Raw genomic sequence first — 18,148 nt, 5'->3', positions numbered from 1 at the left:
CCTATCTCAAAGATGTGCTGACGCGGTTGCCGACGCAACGGGCGAGTGAGATCGACCAACTGCTGCCGCATCAGTGGGTATCTGTCTGACTTACGCAACGTGAGTTGGGCAGACGCTTACGATTGAGGAGATCGCACGGTTCAAGAAGCTCACGCCGGCGCAGAAAGCCCTGTTGCTCTCCGCGAGCAAGGAGCCAGGCAAATACACCGAGGGAGTGGTGCTGTCGAAAAAGCTCGAGACGCTGTTTCGAGCCGTGCCACCCAGTCTTTACCTCGCCCTGGCCATGACGGAACCCGAAGAAAAAGCCGAGCGCTGGACACTGATGCAGGACAATGGCTGCTCGGAGTTGGAAGCGGCTTACCAGGTAGCTGAACGGATCGATAGCGCACGAGGAATAGAGCCCATATAAGGGAGTAGTGGCCCCAGCGTTGGCCAATCCGGCAGCTAACCGTTGGACACCTTTTCAACGTAGGCATCCATGAACCAGTCAGGGACCTCATCAACCTTGAACTCAAGGTCCGTCCCATCCGTAACTTCGGCCAGCAGCACCAGGTCGGCACCAGAGTTATCGAAGATGTAGGCCCGGCTCGAAGCTGCAATAGCCGCAGGCAGCAGGCTCAAGCAACGGCCATAGCGCTGAACAATTTTTTCTGTGGGAACTGGGTGCCCACCTGCCGCGACACGGTTCCTGACCCTGTTGATATTGATATCAGGGTCTTCAGTTGCCACAAAGTAGAGGTAGGTTCGATAATCCGACTCTCTTGCCTTGAGCATAAAAGCGATTTTGTCATCGCTAGACATCACCGTTTCGAAGGTGAAAGACAGTTGGTCTTCGAGGAGTTTGTTCCGGATGAAGTCAGAGAGCACGGAGGCAAAATAGGAGTTCATCGCGACCGTCTGGAAATTCAGACCGTTGCTGCTAAAGCCTATTTTGGCCGCCTCCTCGTCGAGCCGAGCGGACCTGACCAGCCGATGCTCCATAATGAAACAGAGGACCTCATCACTCTCAGCTTCCAGTTGAAAATCACTGAATTCCAGACGACCGCTCTCTTTGGCAGCCTTCTCGATTTCATCCGGATTAATGTAGATACCGATCAGGTGGGAAGGAATGGCACTTTTCATCGTGCTCTTGCCGGAGCCGTTGGGTCCAGCAAAGACCCTCAACCGAGGGACGGTCATGAGCAGCGGCGCACCTTGATTACGCCACCTAGAGTCACTTTGTGCTTGGGTTTGGCCACCCGAATGACCTTGTGCTTACCGTCGGCAGTCGTTTCAACAAGCATGCCGTTCACGACTTCCATCACACTGCGGCCTGCAGCCAGCGCGTTGATATATGCAGTATTGATGGCGCCTTCAGCCATGACTGGGATCTTATCCTCCAGTCGGCTCACCAGATCGTCACTCAACACTCGTTTGGCTTTCATATCGCGCTCCACGTTCTCAGAGCGTGCAGAATCTGCACTTAATCAGAATCTTAGCTACGTAAACCTGTTTGCAACAGGGCGAAAGCTACTTCTGTTAGCCCCATTCTAGAGGAATGACGTCTGGAACCATACCTTTCAAGAGATTTTCACGCTCGATGCATGATCGGTGGCATTTTGAAACAAGTGCCGCCCTTGGTGCAGCGCCCAAATAAGGGAAGCGCTATCTCCCACCAAGTCTTCAGACGTTGGACAAAAACGCGCCAGCTAGAAACGACAAGCGTTCTTAAACTGCAATCAGTTGGTCTGTGCCATTGTGGTCAGATTGAGTGCAAACGGGCGATCAAGACGATGCAATCGCCCATAAGCAACAGGGTTACTGTGACACGCTCCGAAGCCGTTGCTGAATCCTCAACAAGAATCCGGCTTCAAAAGCATCTTGGCAGTCACCGACAGGAAACGTCTTGCGGGTTTGAGCCAGTTCCCACCACAAAGGAGTATCGGTCGTTACCTCAAGCCAAGCCTGGGCGCATTGCACACCACGCTCGATCATCGGCGAAAATTCGCTGCCCCAAGGTGTCAGAAGACTTGGGCAACCATCCGCCGCGGGAATTGAAATGTAGTTTTCGTCCATACACACCCTAGATTTCTGATTTTATTGTTAGACGCTGGACCCAGCCTCGAAAAGCTTAACGACACCAAATGAACGTTCGATAACAGGCATAAGCCTCAAATGGCGTAGATCAATACCAATGTAGACTATATCCCGTGGATTGAGAGTCCCTCAAGGCGCAATTTGCGCGCATGACTCAAGACTACGAACAGCTTCGTCTGCAGCTGGCGGAAAACATCCGCTGGATGCGACGCGTGAAAAACCTTACCCAAGAGCAGCTCGCGCTCATGGCCGAGGTGGATCGCACCTACGTCAGTCAAATCGAACGATGCACGGGCAATCCGTCGCTGTTGGTCCTGTGCAAGCTCGCCAATATTTTCGAAATTACCGCAGATCAGTTACTTGTAGAACCCGATATCCTGCGCAGCGCCCTTCACGTCAAATAATAGTCTCACGTTTCATAAACCCGATAGATCCGCCTTCATAATTTCCACTGACAGTCTTCAGTCCCTAACCGAACCTGTCCAGGCCATACACCAAGAGCCTGGATCATGCCTGTTGCCTGCTCGTCAATCCCACCTACAAAGCTAAGCCCATTGGCGCTGAGCGTTCTGCTGGCGTGCGGCCCAAGCATGGCGCTGGACACCGGCAGCATCACGTCCTCCGTGCTTTCTCCAAGCTGTCTCGAATACAGGGTCGTCGGCATTTGTTTTTGGCTGCTCTGCACGCCCTTCGGCTGTGCAGTCAAAACCTCGACCAAGGTTCGTCATTTCATTCCTGAACTGGTGGTCTCGAGCTACGCCACCACGGGCAATAACCCATGGACCGAGATGGCCGCCCTCTCCTCTCCGATCAGCGGTGCGGAAGGTGGCGGCAACCTGATCACCCCGAACACCCGCCGCGACAACCTGCCCCGCTTCAAGAACGTCGATGGTATCGGCCACCCCGGTGGCTGGATCGCAGCGCAACTGGCTTCGCAATCCGGCTATGCCTGCGCCAGCGGTGCAGCTGCGTTCATGCCTTACTACCTGAGTACCCTGGACTCTCTGGCCTGGCGCCATGGCATTCCGGAAGTTTTATACCCAGAATCGCTCATGCCAGGCGTTCGTGAAATCGGTCGGCAGGCTTCGGGAAACATGTGGGGCAACGTCTATCCCCGTCAGGGTTTTCTGGTACAGCCCGACGACTTCAAGGCAGCCGCAGTCATGGCGCAACGGGCCGGCGATGTGATTACCCGCAACTGGCAACCGCATGTGTATGTACCGCTCACACCCACACCACGCGACGGCTACTGGCCGCCTGGTCCTATCGTTGAAAACGACGCATCAACCCACAGATGGCAATTGCTCTCCCCCCAGATTCAGCCCACGTGCGCCATCTTCCCCAGCGATCCGGTACAGAGCACGGATGGCGGCTACGCCTGGTCGCTGTGGCGTCCCTATAGCTGCTGCAAACGTGAGGGGCAGACCTTCCTGTTCAGCATCGACTTCGAAGGCGGTGCTTCATGAGTCGGCTTCTCGCGCGACCGTGGCTTGCCGTGGTGAGTCTGTTGCTTTACGGACTGCTCGCCATTGCCACGCATGCCCACGCCGCCGAGGGCGATTACCGCCTTGGCACTCAAGGCGAAGTGCTCGACGACCGGGTGATGTATACCATCGGTGGCGGCTCGGCAGTGGGCTCACCGAGCTCGCTCTACCGACCCAGTGGTCTCGGTGTCGGCGGGTCCTGGCGAGCGAACATGATGTGCGGAAACATGAGCCTCACCAATACCCTGCAAAACCAGCTGAACGGCGTCACTGAAGGTTTCCAGCAGATCATGGGCAGCGTCGTGCAGAGCGCGACCCAGGCGGTGATGTCGTTGCCGGCGTTGATCATCCAGCGCGCCAACCCCGGCCTCTATGAGTTGCTCAGTAACGGGGTGATGCAGGGGCGTATCGACTTCGATCGTTCCAAACTGACCTGCCAAGCCATGGCCGAGAAGATGGCGGATAAGGTCGGTCAAGCCGGCTGGGGCGCGCTGGCCAAGAACCAGGAGATGCAGGGCAATCTGGAGCAAACCGGCGGTGATGCGGTGGCGGCGGTGAAAAATACCGAGACCCATAACGGCAACAATGGAATGTCCTGGGTCGGCGGCTCAAAGGCCGGAGGTAACGGGCAGACGCCCATTCGTGTGACTTCCGATGTGGTGCACGCGGGCTATAACCTGCTGCATAACCGGTCGGTCGATGACAGCACCTCGATTAGTAGCAGCGACTGCTTAGGCGGGGCTATTTGCCAGACATGGACCTCGCCCCAAGAGGAATCCGAATGGGCCGTTCGCGTGTTGGGCGAGAGCGAAGTCTCGACCTGCGACACCTGCGAAACCCTTCGTGCGACCGCTGGCAGCGGATTGACACCGCTGATCCAGGAGGCCTACAGCGAACGTCTCAAGGCCCTACAAGGGCTGCTGTCCGGCTCACTGTCGCCTACCCCTGACAATCTGGCTAAAGCCTCCAGCCCAATGCTGCCGGTGACCCGTGGCGTGATCGAAGCCTTGCGCGACGATCCCGACCAGGATCTGCTGGCGCGACGCCTGGCCAGCGAGACGGCCCTGTCCAGCGTACTCGACAAGGCACTGCTGCTACTGCGCACGCTACTGGCGGGCAGTCACGAACCGAACATCGCCTCCGCCGAACCAGCCCAGACCGCCTTGACGAAAAACATCGACGCTCTGGAGCGCGAAATACGCTTGTTGCAGACCGAACTGCAGGTCCGGCAGATGCTGGCCACCAATACCGCCAGCCTGGCGCTCGACCGGCATGCCGGTGGTGCCGATGCTTCGCGTACCGTCGAGCAAGGCGACCCCGAGCCCGGTCGACTCAATGATGCTGACGCCAGGCGCAAGTGAGCCATGAAACGCTCACCGCTATTCACTTTGCTTTCGAGTCTGGGGATTGCCGCGGTGATGATCCTGACCGCCGCACTCGTTGCATGGATCGGCCGCACTGCACTGGGTAGTTTCGAGGCCTGGCAGCAGGCACTCGAATCCGTACGGCCCTATCTGCGGTGGTGGCGTGCCCTGCTCTACGGCGCCCTCTTTGCGCTGTGGCTGGATCTGCTTCGGCGCCACCGACATCGACCACAGGATCGACTGCGCGTAAAACGCATCGGGGCATTAGGGCTCTTGCTCTTTACCTTCGTCGAACTCACCCGACTGTGAGGTCACCACCATGCTCATGAGCACCAACAGCTACCTGGAGTTTTACCTCTCCCTGCTGGCCTGGATCATCAACAACGGCCTCTGGAGCGTCCTGTCCGACACCGGACTGTTCGCCGCGCCCTTTGGAGCAATCATCTTGCAAGAATGGTTGTCGGCCCGTCAGCAAGGCGCGGATGAAGGCAACAAGGGACTATTGTCGGTACCGCGGATTGAGAACCGATTGTGGCTGGCCTACATCGTGGTGTTGTTCGGCTGCGCGCCGGTCTTTCCGTTGAGCCTCTCGTCAATGACGTTCGATGATGTGGCGAGCCAGCGCTGCGGTATTAGTGTGGCCCAACCGACGGAAACCGCCTGGGCGACCACCTTCAATACTATCGGCGAACGCTCCGCCAACGTACCGATCTGGTGGTTTCTGGTACATGCCTTGAGCAAAGGGGTAACCGCGGCGGCCACCGCCTCCATCCCCTGCGCACCGGATATCCGACAGATGCGCATGGAGATCGACAGCTCGCGCATCGACAGTCAGGTACTGCTGCAGGAAGTTGCCGACTTCACCCGCGACTGTTATGGCTATTCCCGTTCTCGGTTGTTTACCAATCGCCCGCAACTGGACAAGGCACAAAGTCACGACGCGTCCTGGATCGGCTCAAGCTATCTTCTCGACGCGCCCGGCTACTACGACACGGATCGTTCACGCACACCGCGAATCAGTTGGCCGTATGACGAAAGCCGCGATGTTTCCTTACCTCGGCTGGAGAATGGCGCGGGCTACCCCACCTGCAAGCAATGGTGGAGTGATAGCGGTGTTGGGTTGCGCGAGCGCTTGATCCAGCAGGTCGATCCCTCGCTGCTGACTCAGTTGAAAGGTTGGCTGACTGGCCGCTCGAGCAACAAGATCGACGATGCCACCCTACGTGAGCTGGTCAGCCCGCGCCAGCAATCGATGTCCATGTCGCCCGGACAGGTGTACCAAGACTATGGCTCCAGTGCCCGCGGCGGCTCGATCAATCAGGGGCTTAATAATCTGGCCACCAACACCGGGCTGGCCCTCGGTTCCTTCAGCAACTTCCCGGCAATGAATGCACTACGCGCCGCCTTGCCGATGGTGCAGGCGTTCCTGATCATGGGCGTCATCATCAGCTTGCCGCTGATCCTGCTGGTCAGTACCTACCAGCTGAAGACCGTCATGACGGTGACGTTCGCGCTGTTCACCTTACACATGCTGAGCTTCTGGTGGGAACTGGCTCGCTGGGTCGACTCCAGCATGCTCGATACCTTGTACAACCAGGTTTCGGCTTCCAATAAAGTGCTGTTGTCGCTGCCTACGTCCGGGTTTATGGATGGGACTGTCACCGCGCAGGTGATCGAGTACGTGATGGGGGCAATGTTCGTCGTGCTTCCGATGTTGTTTTTGGCTGCAATGAGCTGGGCAGGATATAGCGTTGGCTCAATTGCCGACGGCATGCTTAGCAAAGGAGCAGCTCAAGCGCAGGACGCTGGTGCAAGGGGCGCTGGAGCTCTGATGTCTGCTGGAAAGGCCTTAAGGAAGGGGTGAAGAACTCGACTACAGGTCTTTTAAATCAGGCTGACCGGGTGCGCGGCCATACTCATACTCACCATATGGGTCGCCATATGCCTTGTACCGGAGAGCATCCTTAGGTTTGATAGGCGTTCCATTGGCGATGGCCCAACACAAGACAATAAGGATCATCACCGACACTGTGAACCATAAGCTAACTAGAAGGAGTCCAGCGGCTATTGCCAACTTGATAACTAGAAAACTCCCGCGAACAAGTAATTTACCTGCGGGCATTCCTGACGTCTCCGCACCCTCAACCACGCGGGATTCAAACGCTTTCACCTTACGGTAACCACGCTTCACCGACAGACCACAGGCGTACGCCCAGCGGTGGGCACGTGAACTTTGAGCAGGTTGCTGAGTCGGCATGGTCTTGCCCTCTTCTGAGCGTTTTCATGGTTGAGGCAAGAGTATTAGCCTACTACTGAAAGCGGTCCATATCTGACCGTTTATCAGTTTGCTCAGACGGCGCCGCGAGCGTTGATATGGGCTGCGCGTTGAAAACAACCCCCATATCCTAGTCCGCCAAGAATAGGATCCGTAAACGGCTAGTAACCTTTCGGTATGCGATAGGTCTTGCCCTTTTTTGTGCGGTCTTCGAAAAAGTCCGCATGCTCCGATTCGTCCGTGCGTATGCAATCGCGCGTCTGACCATTCCCAACATTGCATTTCGACCACTCAACCCGACTGCCTAATTTGTCCAGCCTCGCCACCTCGCCTCGACGCGCTTTTATTTCGTCTAACGACGGCACCCAAAGATAGAGAGACACTACTACCAATGTAAGGATCGTAGCCTGCGCCGACAGGAAGTAGAGCCAACGCCTGCTATTCAATTTCTTTGCTGCCATGTTGTACGGTTCAGCAGCCCGCTGAGCGGCAGCATCTGCCTCCGTGAATCTCTTGCTCAACAGCTCAGCGGCTTGATTCGCAGTTGACTGTGCAGAACTCTCGATGCTCTGTTTGACGCCCGCCTCCAGTCGAACCAGCTTCTTTTCGACGCTATCCTGCAGCTCACGCAACGCCTCAGTAGCCCGTCGAGACTTGCTCTCATCGATCTCTACAGCTTCGAGAACTTTGCGAGCCGCGCCAAAGAGGGCCTGAAAATTTCGATCGTGCGCTTGCTCTTGACTTGTTCCGGCCATCAATATCTTCCTAAAGTTGGACCTTTTAGATCGGGCATCTCGTGATCTGGTTGCTTCATCTCTTTCTGAAGGGAAAGATATCGCTCCTGGCTGTACTCGATCCATTATTTGTGGGACAGGTTCAAATCCATCAAATCCTGTAAGGCGGCGAAATGCAGACCTCAACCGCTGCCGGCCACCAGCACCAACCCGCCTGTTCCGGTCTCCTCTGGCCCTTGAGCAAGCCGCACCAGATCGATGTAGTCGCGCTCAGCCCTTGTGATCTCAGCCGATCTGCGTTGCAGAATGCCAGCAGCCAGCTCCTCGATAAAATTTTGGAACCTCTCGCTTGACTTAGGCCGTTGCCTGGCGCCTTCGCCAAATGCATCGAGATAGGGCTCAATGCGTGCCGACAGTGCAGCGCTGGGAAGAGGCGCCGTTTCGATGTACCAATGCACCCGCCGCGAAGTACCTGGCAGGTCAGGCAATTCGTCCAATTTTTCGGAAAAAATTCGAGATAGAAACTGGTGACGACCAGCCTCTTTTTTTGACTTGTTAGCCTCAGTCTTAAACTCGATCAAACGTACTGTGCCAGGGAATGCCATCAGCAAATCCCCCAATCGTTTATCGTCTGGCGTTTGTTGAAGCAAGTTCACCATGCTTGGTAACTGACCGGATCTCAGCTGTGAACCAAGAGCGAACCCCAGCCCGTAGAGAAAATTTCCGATAACCACATTTTCATACAACTTCATTGAACATCATCACCCTAGTATCACGCCCTTTAGAAGCTTGCCGGTAGCGCTCCAAGCCTAACCGTTTGTCAGTCAATCCGGTCGAAAAAACAAGGCTGGCTTTCAGTAGACTCAGTTCGTCTAACGCGTTGGTTTATCTCGTTGCTATTCGCGAACAGCTCGGCTAAACCCGAGGTACGGATCGCTGTTATCGACAGCATTTTCCCAGGTAGCCAGAACCTTCAAGGCTACGTCACTTCGGTGATGGTTCTCCCCAAGTGCGATTAGCGTTCGGTGGCTCGCACGATGGCCGTTGCTACGGTGATGAACGCCTACTGCTCTCCTAAGCGCCTTTCGAGCGCTGCTCGTGAGATAAGCCCTCTTGATTTTCTTCAACCCACTGCGGGGAAATCTTTCCCCGCACAGGACAGGTTTCTTCGCGTTTTCAACGGAGACATACCATGCCCGACTCACTTACACCGGAAACACTGAACACCCTTCGGTTGCCCATCGTGTTCACCCCTGGCGCGTGGCAACGCGCAGTACTGCTCGAGCAATCCGATCACGCTGAGAAGCTGCAGGTCGATCGGTTGAGCCAAGTATTGCGCGCAGCCTTCGAAGCCCACTTGGCCTTTCCACACAAGCCTTACGTGCTGTTCGAGGTAATCCACATTGAACCAACCGGTCACTTAGACCACGACCCGTTGCTGCAATTGAGTCTGAGCCTACTCCAAGAACCGGGTCAGCCTGGCTTCTTGTTGATAGCGCTTGCAGGAGAACACCAGCGCTAAGCGCAATGGGCGGCGCCCACCTCCACATTCGGACGGCATGCAAGACCTGCATCAATCCAGCCCATCACCCAACCGGGGAACCCTCTCCCGACGGGCAAGGCGTTCCTCCGTTTTTCTCTCGAGGAAATTGCCATGCGCGATATCTACCAAGACGTGACAGACAAGATCGTTACCGCGTTAGACCAAGGCGTTGTTCCCTGGATCAAACCCTGGTCCTCAAGTGGCTCCGCTGACATCGGTCATCAACCCTACCCCATCAACGCCATCACGCGACGTCCGTATTCGGGCATCAATTTACCGCTGCTCTGGGCCGAGGCCAGGTTGCAGGGGTTCACTCAAGATCGTTGGCTGACTTTCAACCAAGCCAAAAAGACCGGTGGGCACATTCGTAAGGGTGAGCACAGCACTCTGGCGGTGCTCTACAAGCCGATGGAGCGCGAGGAACAGACCGAGTCAGGCCAACCCGTACTCGATGAAAACGGTCAGCCCAAGGTCGCTCACTTCGGCATTCTCAGGACACATTTTCTGTTCAACATCGAGCAAACGGAGGGGCTCGAAATGCTCAATGACACCCTGCTCGAGACGGAACAGAGTGATCCCTTCCAGCCCAACAGCGCCGCGGAAAATCTGCTGTTAAGTTCAGGTGCACGCATCGTTCATCGGCCTGCCGACGAAGCCTTTTACCACCCGATCAGGGATCTCATCCAACTGCCGACAAAAGCACAATTTCACGATGAAGGCGGGTACTACGCCACCGCACTTCATGAGCTGACGCACTGGACCGGGCATCACGCTCGGTTGCAGCGCGAAGGCGTGACGTCAGCCTGTCCGTTCGGCTCGCCAGGCTACGCGTTTGAGGAGTTGATCGCCGAGATGGGCGCAGCTTTTTTATGTGCCTACGCCGGTATACAGGGAGAGCTACGGCACGAGGGCTACATCGACTCCTGGCTCGGCCTGCTCAAGGCTGACAAACGCGCGATCTTTCGCGCCAGTGGTCAGGCCCGAAGCGCCTCGGAGTATGTACTCAACCTGGAGCAGCAACTGAAGCAGATGGTAATGGATGACTCACGATGCATGAACGATGGAGTTTGAGCGTTAACTCACCGTTGCAATCGCATCACAGGGCCCAACGCGAGTTGGGCCCTGTGATGCGCCCAGAAAAATCCCATGCCGCGGTGCTCTAATGCAAAGAGTCAGGGATGGGCACACACTCGCAGCCTGTCATTCCGCATCCAGGTTCTGCGCCAGAAAATCCACCAGCTCGAGCGGGCTTCGGCTATCGATTACCTTGTAGATCAGATCACGCTTACTGCGCGGCAACTTCTTGACCACGCTCTTCGCCGAGGCTCGAACGGCTTCGTCGGTCCCATGGATACGTGCCGCGAGCAGCAGCACGAGCGTGGCGTCAGTAAGGTTCATGGCAAGACCCAGAAAATTTGCCCCGCAGTGTACCGACTCTTGTCTTTTCCATACCAGCCCTCAACAAAATGATGCCTAGCAGTATCCATATTCCGATTGCCGCGCAAAGGGACACGAGCCAAAAGGACGGTAAAGGTTGGAAAGGAATGGGGGGTAAGGGTAAGAGCCCTATCCGAAAAGGCTAAAAGGCCACTGACCCAGCCACTTCCCGGAGGTCACGATGCTCAGTCTGTTTCGCCACAAAAGGCGGAAGCCCCCTCCGCCACCGACCGTGAGCGTCGCCGAAGGTTACCTGCCCATCGAGTCGGCTCACAGCTTGTTAGCCGCAGAGCACCGCCGTCAGTTGCTCGATCGCATCTGGCAGTACACCGCCCTCTCCCACGCGCAGTTCACCCAGCTCTATTTAAACCCGATCCATCGCTACGCCGAACAGGTCCAGCAACTCCCAGCCAGCGAGATGCACCACCATGCTTATCTCGGCGGCATGCTCGACCATGGACTGGAACTGGTCGCTTGCAGTTTGAAACTGCGTCAGTCATATCTGCTTCCCACCGGTGCCGCGCCCGAAGACCAAGCAGCCCAGACCGACGCTTGGTCCGCTGGCATCGCCTATGGCGCGTTGCTGCATGACATCGGCAAGATCGCCGTGGACCTGCTGGTCGAACGCCAGGATGGCCGTGTTTGGCATCCTTGGCAGGGCTCCCTGGATCAGCCCTACCGTTTTCGTTACATCAAGGGTCGTGACTACCACCTGCACGGCGCCGCCGCAGGCTTGCTCTACACCCAAATTCTCGACCGCCCAATCCTCGATTGGCTCAGTGGATTTCCGCCACTGTGGGCAAGTCTGCTGTATGTCCTGGCGGGCCAGTACGAACGTGCCGGCGTGCTCGGTGAGTTGGTGATGCAGGCCGACCGTGTTTCCACCGCACAGAACATCGGTGGTAACCCGAGCAAGGCGCTGCAAGCGCCGATTCATTCGCTGCAACATCACTTGATCAGCGGACTGCGTCATCTGGTTCAACACGAGTTGAAACTCAACCAACCAGGTGCCGCGGGTTGGTTGACTCAAGACGCGCTGTGGCTGGTCAGCAAGACGGTCACCGACAAGCTGCGAGCTTATTTGCTGTCGCAATCAATTGAGGGCATTCCCTCCTCCAACATTGCCGTGTTCGACGAACTGCAGTCGCATGGGCTGGTCGAGTCGACTCCAGAAGGCAAAGCTATCTGGACCGCGCTCGTGGCACAGGGAAACTGGCAGCAGAGCTTTACGTTTTTGCGCCTTCAACCGGCGTTGATCTGGGGGAATGAAGACCGCCCAGAAGCTTTCAGCGGAACAGTGAACGTGGCAGTCGATGACCACCCGACTGACGCTCCGGTATCACCACCAGCCCCCAAGGCTGTCGATACAAAGTCAACACAAAACCCATCGCAGCCAGATCCCATGGCGCTGGAGGATGCCGACTACCTCGGAACACTGCTTGATATGTTCGATTTGGCAGAGCCACAAGCTCGTGAAGGCACGTCAGAAAGCACTCTCGAAAGCTCCCCCCCATCAGACAACCCAGGCGAGGCATTCCTGAATTGGGTCAGGGAAGGCATCCTGAGTCACAATCTGATCATCAATGATAGTAAGGCCAAAATTCACACGGTGAGCGGTACTGTATTTCTGGTATCTCCAGGTCTCTTTCAACGTTATGTCCAGGAGTTTCCTGGCATCGCCAAGAAGGTCAATAAAGAGATTGAAGAATGGCGTTGGGTACAGAAGCAGTTCGAGAAACTGAAGGTCCACAGAAAGCGAGACAACGGCCTAAACATCTGGGCATGCCAAGTGCAGGGCCATAGGAAGAGAACCACCTTAAAGGGGTACTTGATTGAGGATCCGAAGCATTTATTTGAGTTGATACCACCCGACAATCCTTTTCTTAAAATCGCAGAATCTTAATACCTAGCATGAGGGCGACATCCGACGTAAGGCTTGGTGAGTTTGTTCCTATGGACGCCTTAGGCCTTAGGAGGAAGCCCCCGTGATGATGATTTGCGCTCCCGCATAACACACGTATGCTTTTCTGGGGCGACGACATTTAACGCTCGGCATCGAGATGTCCAAGTTCGACCGGCGCGCAGCCCCCTATCGTCGCAACGTCGTCGAGCTTGCGATCCTGTTGTCCGGTGCTCAGGTCCGGTTGCGCAGGATGAAGCAGGATCAAGCGCTTGAGCCTCACAATAAAAAGGTGCATCGCGCCAACCTACCATTGGAGGTTGGCGCGCCCACTGCTGAGTCGTTCGTACGACCGGCCAGCCCCAGGACACATCGTCTCCCACCACGACGATCAGCCGCGCGCTGTAAGAGCCAGGTTCAGCCCCATAGACCCAGCGCGAGCATACACCTTCATTGCGGCAGCTATAGGCCTGGCTCCCGAACCGCGTCAAGGGAGGCTGGCTCGAACCGATTAATATCATTGACGATGTCTTCCAGAGTGACTGTCGCGAGTTCATCCTCCAGAGCTTGCTGCGCTTTATCAAAACGCGGGCTTAGTACGCGTTGAATGTTTTTCCCGACCAAGCATTTCTGGTCGGGTTTGCCTCGGTGCAAGGCGAAGATTTCCGGGTCTTCAACAGCACGGTAGACGTCGATCAGGCTTATCTTTCCCGGTTTTTTGGCCAATTGCATACCGCCGCCCATGCCAAGCTGCGCCTGCGATCAACCAGTCGATCCAAGACACTCTCTGGCCCAGCATCTTGTCCATGAAACCCACAGTCAGCAGGTTCTGTTCGGCAGCCGTCTGAATACCCACGTTCCAGATACTGGTGCCTTGGGCAACAATGATCATCAAACCCGCTGCGATATTGGAGCGTTTGGCCACGCCGAAGGCGGCGATCACGCCCATCATGATCGGCACCACGCAGGCACTACGAGCTGTGGCGCTGGGCACTACCAGACTCAACAGCACGATCACGAGCATCGCCCCGAACAGAATCCGCCTTGTGCTGGCCCCAACCTTCGTCAAGGTCACCAATGCTATGCGACGGTCCAGGCCCGTATGGGTCATCGCGGCAGCAATGAACAATGCCCCGACCACCAAAGCAAGCGCTGGATTGGAAAAGCCGCCAAGTGCCATTGAAATGCCGGCCGATGACCCATAGGTGAGTGACGGATCTAACAAGGTCGGTGCCGTGCCGATCAATGTCGCCATCAGCGAAGTGATCATGATGGCGCTGGCCTCGTAAGAAACCGCCTCGGTCACCCACACCGTGACCGCAAACACCAGGATGGCCAGCATTCGATGTCCGGCTACCGGTAACGCCGCAGGTAACGGCAAGAACAGCACGATCACCATGGCTAGGACGGCGACAATCAATCCTGGCGGAAAGTGTAAAGGCGGCGGCGGGGTAACCGGTGAGGCACCTTCATTCATAGCGTTCTCGCATAAGCTCTAAAATGGAATTAAATGACTCTGAACAGGGTCACGCATCGGTGAAAGTCTGCCCGCGCGCCTGGCCTTTGGCCAAAGGCGATGGGGACTGTGGCTGCGTGAAGTCGGCGGTCCAGTGCCAGTTGCGGATCTTGGGCATGTCTTCGAAATGCTCGCGGATATAAGTGTGATGACGACGCAATTGGTCTTCAAAATAACTCATCGCGTCCAGGCTGCTGGACCGCAGCCGGGGCACATGTGACAACGCATCGATTGCCAGCTGATACCGGCTCATATTGTTCAGAACGACCATGTCGAACGGCGTTGTAGTGGTCCCGCGATCAGAGAAACCCCGCACGTGAAAGCGCGCTTCATTCGCCCGCCCGTGCACCATGGAATGAATCACCCAGGTTGAACCGTGGAAGGCAAACATCACCGGCACTTCGCGGGTGAACAGCGCTTCGAATGAAACATGGTCCATGCCGTGTGGGCGATCGTCGGGACTGGCCAGAATGCTCAAATCGACCACGTTGACTAAACGAACGCGAATACCGGGTACGTGCTTCTGCAACAGCCACGAGGCCGCTACCGCTTCTGTCGTTGGCACATCTCCGGCGCAGGCCAGCACGATATCCGGCTCCGCCGCGCCGTCATTGGTGGCGAAATCCCAAATCGATGCGCCCTGCGAGCAGTGCTTGAGAGCCTGATCGAAATTCAGCCACTGGAAATCCGGCTGCTTGCCGCAGGTGACGACGTTCACGTAATTGCGACTGCGCAAACAATGGTCGAAGACGTTGACCAGACAGTTGGAATCAGGCGGGTAATAGACCCGCACGACGTCGGAGCGGCGTTGCAGGACGTTGTCGACGAAACCGGTCGATTGATGGCTGAAGCCGTTGTGATCGTTGCGCCACGCATGGCTGGTCAGCAGGATGTTGAGCGAGGCCAGCGGCCGCCGCCAGGCGAAATCGCGGCATTGCTGCAACCATTTGGCGTGTTGCGTCACCATGGAGTCGACCACTTGCGCAAAGGCTTCGTAGGTCGACCACATGCCGTGGCGGCCGGTCAGCAAATAGCCTTCCAACCAACCTTCGCACAGATGCTCGCTGAGTACCTCCATGACTCGGCCGTCGCGCGCCAAGTGGTCGTCGATGCCCAGCAACGGACCCGCGGCGGTTCGATCGGTGGCCTCGAAGACCGCGTTCAAGCGGTTCGAGTTGGTCTCGTCCGGGCCGAAGATCCGGAAATTATGCGGGTTGGTACGAATGACATCGCGCAAATACTCGCCCAGCTTGCGAGGCGCCTCGGCGATCACCTGGCCTGGCCCCGGGACGTGCAGGCCGTAGTCGGCGAAATTAGGTAAATCCAGCGCCGTGAGCAGTCGACCGCCATTGACGTATGGCACCGCGCCGAGGCGCAACGGCGCGGGTGGCGTCAGCGCCTGCAGATCAGCGACCAGGCAGCCCTTATCATCAAACAGCGTGTGCGGCTGGTAGCTGCGCATCCACGCCTCCAACTGCGCCAGATGGTCAGGATTCTGCACGACATTGGCCAGAGGCACCTGATGCGCGCGGAACGTGCCTTCCACCGGCAGGCCATCAACGACTTTCGGGCCCGTCCAGCCTTTGGGGCTGCGCAGGATAATCATCGGCCAGCGCTGGGGCGAAGTGTCGCCCTGCTCCCTGGCCTGCTGTTGAATATGCCGGCCCTTTGCATAGGCCGCATCAAGCGCTGCCGCAAAACGCTGGTGCATGCCAGGCACGTCTTCCCCGGCGACGATCAGGGGTTCGTAGCCACGCCCACGGTACAGCTCGATGAGGTCCGCATCGGTGGTACGCGCCTCCACCGTAGGCCCGGATATCTTGTAGCCATTGAGGTGCAGGATGGGTAATACCGCCCCGTCGCGGCGAGCGTCGAGGAAGCGCACGCTCTTCCAACTGCCCTCCAAAGGGCAGGTTTCGGCTTCGCCATCGCCAATAACGCAAGCCACCCACAAATCCGGATTATCGAATACGGCACCGAATGCATGCACCAGTGAGTAGCCGAGTTCGCCGCCCTCATGCAACGAGTTGGGCGTATGCGGGCCACAATGACTGGGGACCCCGCCGGGCGTGGAAAAACTGCGGAAAAAGCGCAGCATGCCCGGCTCGTCCGGGGTGATGTCCGGATGAACGTCGCTGTAAGTCCCCTCCAGCCATGCACAGGCGTTGAGTGTCGGCCCGCCGTGGCCCGGCCCCGATATGTACACCATGGACACTCGCTGTTCGCTGATCAGCCGGTTCAGGTGAACATAGATAAAGTTTTGCCCTGCTGACGTTCCCCAGTGCCCCAGCAGCCGTGGCTTGATGTGCTCGGCCTGCAAGGGTTCGCGCAACAACGGGTTGGCCTTGAGGTAGATCTGCCCGACACACAAGTAATTTGCGGCTTGCCAATACCGATGCATCCGGTCGAGCAACTCTGGCGCCAGCGGACCGCCCGCCTCGGGCGTTATCGGGCTGACGTGGTTTGAATCATCGGCGCTGGAAAACGCTGGATTGAAGGTATACATAGCGACTCCACGAAAATATGACGATGGAAAGCGCCCGGCAAAACGCCAGAGGCTCGCGGTCAATCCGGGTTGCTGTCGAGCAACGGTGTCGGTAAAAGCTTCAGGGTGTACCGGGCGATTACCCGGTCTTCATCGGTAGGGATCATCCAGGCCCTGACCGGGCTGTGGGATCGCGAAAGACGCGAAGCGGATGCTTGATTGGCCTCTTCGTCGAGTTCGAGCCCCAGCCAGGCACACCCGCGCAGGATAGCGGCGCGCACCGGTGCTGCGTGTTCACCGATGCCGCCGGTGAAGACCAATGCGTCCAGCCCGCCCAGCACGGCGGCAAAGCTGCCTATTTCCCGGACCACGTTGTGAATGTACAGCGACACTGCCTCACGAGCGGCCACCTGATCACTGGCCAACAGGGTCCGCATGTCGCTGGCAATGCCGCCTGATACGCCCAGCAAACCACACTCGTGATACAGCAAGTGTTCAAGCGCTTGCGCGGACATTGCGCGCTCGCGCATCAGGTACAACAAGACGCCAGGGTCGAGGTGGCCCGGTCGGCTGCCCATCAGCAGTCCGTCCAGCGTCGTGAACCCCATGCTGGTGGCACGACTGCGCCCATTATGCAGTGCACACAGACTGGCGCCGTTGCCCAGGTGCGCGACAATGGTTCGTCCCGCAGCAGCAGCACTGTCATAGTCGCCGAGCACTCCAGCGATGTACTCATAGGAAAGCCCATGAAAGCCGTAACGGCGCACGCCTTCCTCAGTCATTCGTCGAGGCAAGCCATAAAGAGTTTCAAGCGGGTCAAGGGTGTGATGGAAAGCCGTGTCGAAGCAGGCCACCTGAGGTAATCCAGGGTATTTGGACGCGAGAAAGCGAATCGGCGCCAGGCACAGCGGCTGGTGCTGCGGTGCGATGGGGGTGAGCGCCTGTAGCTCGATCAGCAAGGTCTCATCGACCAGTGCGGCGACTTCCTGACGGAGGCCGCCATGCACCACGCGATGTCCGGCGGCAACCAACGGCGCGCCGGTGCGAGCTTCGATCCACGGCAGTAAACGCTCCAGGGCGTCGCCATCTTTCGCAGGCAACGGCCAGCGTTCCTCAGCGGCTTTGCCCGACCTGTCGGTAAACGACAGCACCCACTGCTCTTCCCGCCGTTCCAGGCTGCCCTGCCCCTGAGCCAGTGGTTCGCCCTGCTCATCGGGGTTACCGTGATAGAGAGAGAACTTCAAGCTCGAGGAGCCGGCATTGAGCACCAATAAGGAACCGCCCATCGCAGCGGGGAAAGCCTGGGTTGCCATTCGCAGCTCCTGAAATCCTGG

At 57.3% G+C, this 18,148-nt stretch carries 19 protein-coding genes and 3 pseudogenes; 10 read left to right on the top strand and 12 right to left on the bottom strand.

The features are described 5' to 3' along the window. A partial coding sequence (locus K5E40_RS26725) for a transposase domain-containing protein (RefSeq protein ID WP_221733352.1) occupies positions 1–89 on the top strand: 89 nt, incomplete at its 5' end. 32 nt (positions 90–121) lie between these two features. Continuing rightward, positions 122–409 (top strand): annotated as a pseudogene (locus K5E40_RS26720) (conjugative transfer ATPase); the annotation flags it as partial. A 35-nt stretch (positions 410–444) separates the two neighbouring features. Here the strand turns inward: K5E40_RS26720 and K5E40_RS26715 are convergent. The 3 genes from K5E40_RS26715 to K5E40_RS26705 all read right to left on the bottom strand — a co-directional run bounded on the left by K5E40_RS26715 (position 445) and on the right by K5E40_RS26705 (position 2,055). Beyond that, positions 445–1,179, bottom strand: a complete 735-nt coding sequence (locus tag K5E40_RS26715) for a hypothetical protein (protein WP_221733350.1) — start codon at positions 1,177–1,179, stop codon at positions 445–447. After that, positions 1,176–1,424, bottom strand: coding sequence for a hypothetical protein (locus tag K5E40_RS26710; RefSeq protein WP_221733349.1), 249 nt, complete (start codon positions 1,422–1,424; stop codon positions 1,176–1,178). The genes K5E40_RS26715 and K5E40_RS26710 overlap by 4 nt, the downstream gene beginning before the upstream one ends. A gap of 373 nt (positions 1,425–1,797) precedes the next feature. Continuing rightward, a complete protein-coding gene (locus K5E40_RS26705; protein ID WP_221733348.1) occupies positions 1,798–2,055 on the bottom strand; it encodes a LasR-specific antiactivator QslA in 258 nt (85 codons plus the stop codon). Positions 2,056–2,225: 170 nt separating this feature from the next. On the opposite strand from K5E40_RS26705, the gene K5E40_RS26700 reads away from it, so the two are divergent. The 5 genes from K5E40_RS26700 to K5E40_RS26680 all read left to right on the top strand — a co-directional run bounded on the left by K5E40_RS26700 (position 2,226) and on the right by K5E40_RS26680 (position 6,788). Beyond that, positions 2,226–2,480, top strand: a complete 255-nt coding sequence (locus K5E40_RS26700; RefSeq protein ID WP_128593176.1) for a helix-turn-helix domain-containing protein — start codon at positions 2,226–2,228, stop codon at positions 2,478–2,480. A gap of 105 nt (positions 2,481–2,585) precedes the next feature. Next, complete coding sequence (locus tag K5E40_RS26695) at positions 2,586–3,542, top strand: TIGR03756 family integrating conjugative element protein (protein WP_221733347.1); 957 nt, start codon at positions 2,586–2,588, stop codon at positions 3,540–3,542. After that, positions 3,539–4,921 carry an integrating conjugative element protein gene (locus K5E40_RS26690; RefSeq protein ID WP_221733346.1) on the top strand — a complete coding sequence of 461 codons (1,383 nt, stop codon included), beginning with the start codon at positions 3,539–3,541 and terminating at the stop codon, positions 4,919–4,921. Before K5E40_RS26695 ends, K5E40_RS26690 begins: the two co-directional genes overlap by 4 nt. Positions 4,922–4,924: 3 nt before the next feature. Beyond that, the gene (locus K5E40_RS26685) at positions 4,925–5,233 is read left to right on the top strand and encodes a hypothetical protein (protein WP_221733345.1); all 309 of its coding nucleotides are present in this window, start codon (positions 4,925–4,927) and stop codon (positions 5,231–5,233) included. 10 nt (positions 5,234–5,243) lie between these two features. Further along, on the top strand, positions 5,244–6,788 hold the full coding sequence (locus K5E40_RS26680) for a conjugal transfer protein TraG N-terminal domain-containing protein (RefSeq protein ID WP_221733344.1): 1,545 nt from the start codon (positions 5,244–5,246) through the stop codon (positions 6,786–6,788). A gap of 9 nt (positions 6,789–6,797) precedes the next feature. On the opposite strand, the gene K5E40_RS26675 is transcribed toward K5E40_RS26680, so the two are convergent. The 3 genes and pseudogenes from K5E40_RS26675 to K5E40_RS26665 all read right to left on the bottom strand — a co-directional run bounded on the left by K5E40_RS26675 (position 6,798) and on the right by K5E40_RS26665 (position 8,685). Further along, positions 6,798–7,181: a DUF3742 family protein gene (locus K5E40_RS26675; protein ID WP_221733343.1), complete on the bottom strand. Its 384-nt coding sequence runs from the start codon at positions 7,179–7,181 to the stop codon at positions 6,798–6,800. A 179-nt stretch (positions 7,182–7,360) separates the two neighbouring features. Further along, on the bottom strand, positions 7,361–7,954 hold the full coding sequence (locus K5E40_RS26670; RefSeq protein WP_221733342.1) for a hypothetical protein: 594 nt from the start codon (positions 7,952–7,954) through the stop codon (positions 7,361–7,363). Further along, positions 7,954–8,685, bottom strand: a pseudogene (locus K5E40_RS26665) (hypothetical protein). The gene K5E40_RS26670 and the pseudogene K5E40_RS26665 overlap by 1 nt, the downstream one beginning before the upstream one ends. A 440-nt stretch (positions 8,686–9,125) precedes the next feature. Between K5E40_RS26665 and K5E40_RS26660 the strand changes: the two are divergent. Both K5E40_RS26660 and K5E40_RS26655 read left to right on the top strand, forming a co-directional pair. Next, positions 9,126–9,455: a hypothetical protein gene (locus K5E40_RS26660; protein WP_060765588.1), complete on the top strand. Its 330-nt coding sequence runs from the start codon at positions 9,126–9,128 to the stop codon at positions 9,453–9,455. A 132-nt stretch (positions 9,456–9,587) separates the two neighbouring features. Beyond that, the gene (locus K5E40_RS26655) at positions 9,588–10,547 is read left to right on the top strand and encodes an ArdC family protein (protein ID WP_060765589.1); all 960 of its coding nucleotides are present in this window, start codon (positions 9,588–9,590) and stop codon (positions 10,545–10,547) included. Between the two features lie 129 nt (positions 10,548–10,676). On the opposite strand, the gene K5E40_RS26650 is transcribed toward K5E40_RS26655, so the two are convergent. Beyond that, positions 10,677–10,874: a hypothetical protein gene (locus K5E40_RS26650; protein WP_007901093.1), complete on the bottom strand. Its 198-nt coding sequence runs from the start codon at positions 10,872–10,874 to the stop codon at positions 10,677–10,679. Between the two features lie 220 nt (positions 10,875–11,094). On the opposite strand from K5E40_RS26650, the gene mobH reads away from it, so the two are divergent. Beyond that, positions 11,095–12,816, top strand: coding sequence for a MobH family relaxase (mobH, locus tag K5E40_RS26645; RefSeq protein WP_060765590.1), 1,722 nt, complete (start codon positions 11,095–11,097; stop codon positions 12,814–12,816). A 139-nt stretch (positions 12,817–12,955) separates the two neighbouring features. Here the strand turns inward: mobH and K5E40_RS26640 are convergent, their stop codons facing one another. The 5 genes and pseudogenes from K5E40_RS26640 to K5E40_RS26620 all read right to left on the bottom strand — a co-directional run bounded on the left by K5E40_RS26640 (position 12,956) and on the right by K5E40_RS26620 (position 18,127). After that, positions 12,956–13,111 carry a hypothetical protein gene (locus K5E40_RS26640; RefSeq protein ID WP_155717229.1) on the bottom strand — a complete coding sequence of 52 codons (156 nt, stop codon included), beginning with the start codon at positions 13,109–13,111 and terminating at the stop codon, positions 12,956–12,958. Positions 13,112–13,275: 164 nt separating this feature from the next. Next, entirely contained in the window at positions 13,276–13,545 is a 270-nt protein-coding gene (locus tag K5E40_RS35775; protein ID WP_184316126.1) for an Rrf2 family transcriptional regulator, read from the bottom strand. 13 nt (positions 13,546–13,558) lie between these two features. Further along, a pseudogene (locus K5E40_RS26630) lies at positions 13,559–14,290 on the bottom strand (SLC13 family permease); the annotation flags it as partial. Positions 14,291–14,339: 49 nt separating this feature from the next. Further along, positions 14,340–16,835 carry a phosphoketolase gene (locus K5E40_RS26625; protein ID WP_177081922.1) on the bottom strand — a complete coding sequence of 832 codons (2,496 nt, stop codon included), beginning with the start codon at positions 16,833–16,835 and terminating at the stop codon, positions 14,340–14,342. 59 nt (positions 16,836–16,894) lie between these two features. Beyond that, positions 16,895–18,127 (bottom strand): acetate/propionate family kinase, encoded by a 1,233-nt coding sequence (locus K5E40_RS26620; protein WP_230961978.1) that lies wholly within the window; start codon positions 18,125–18,127, stop codon positions 16,895–16,897. Positions 18,128–18,148 lie beyond the last annotated feature (21 nt).

It is taken from the genome of Pseudomonas baetica (assembly GCF_019733355.1).
GTDB classification, from domain to species: Bacteria; Pseudomonadota; Gammaproteobacteria; order Pseudomonadales; family Pseudomonadaceae; genus Aquipseudomonas; species Aquipseudomonas baetica_A.
Note: the sequence above shows the minus strand (reverse complement) of the source record. Positions and strands in the feature narration are given on the sequence as shown.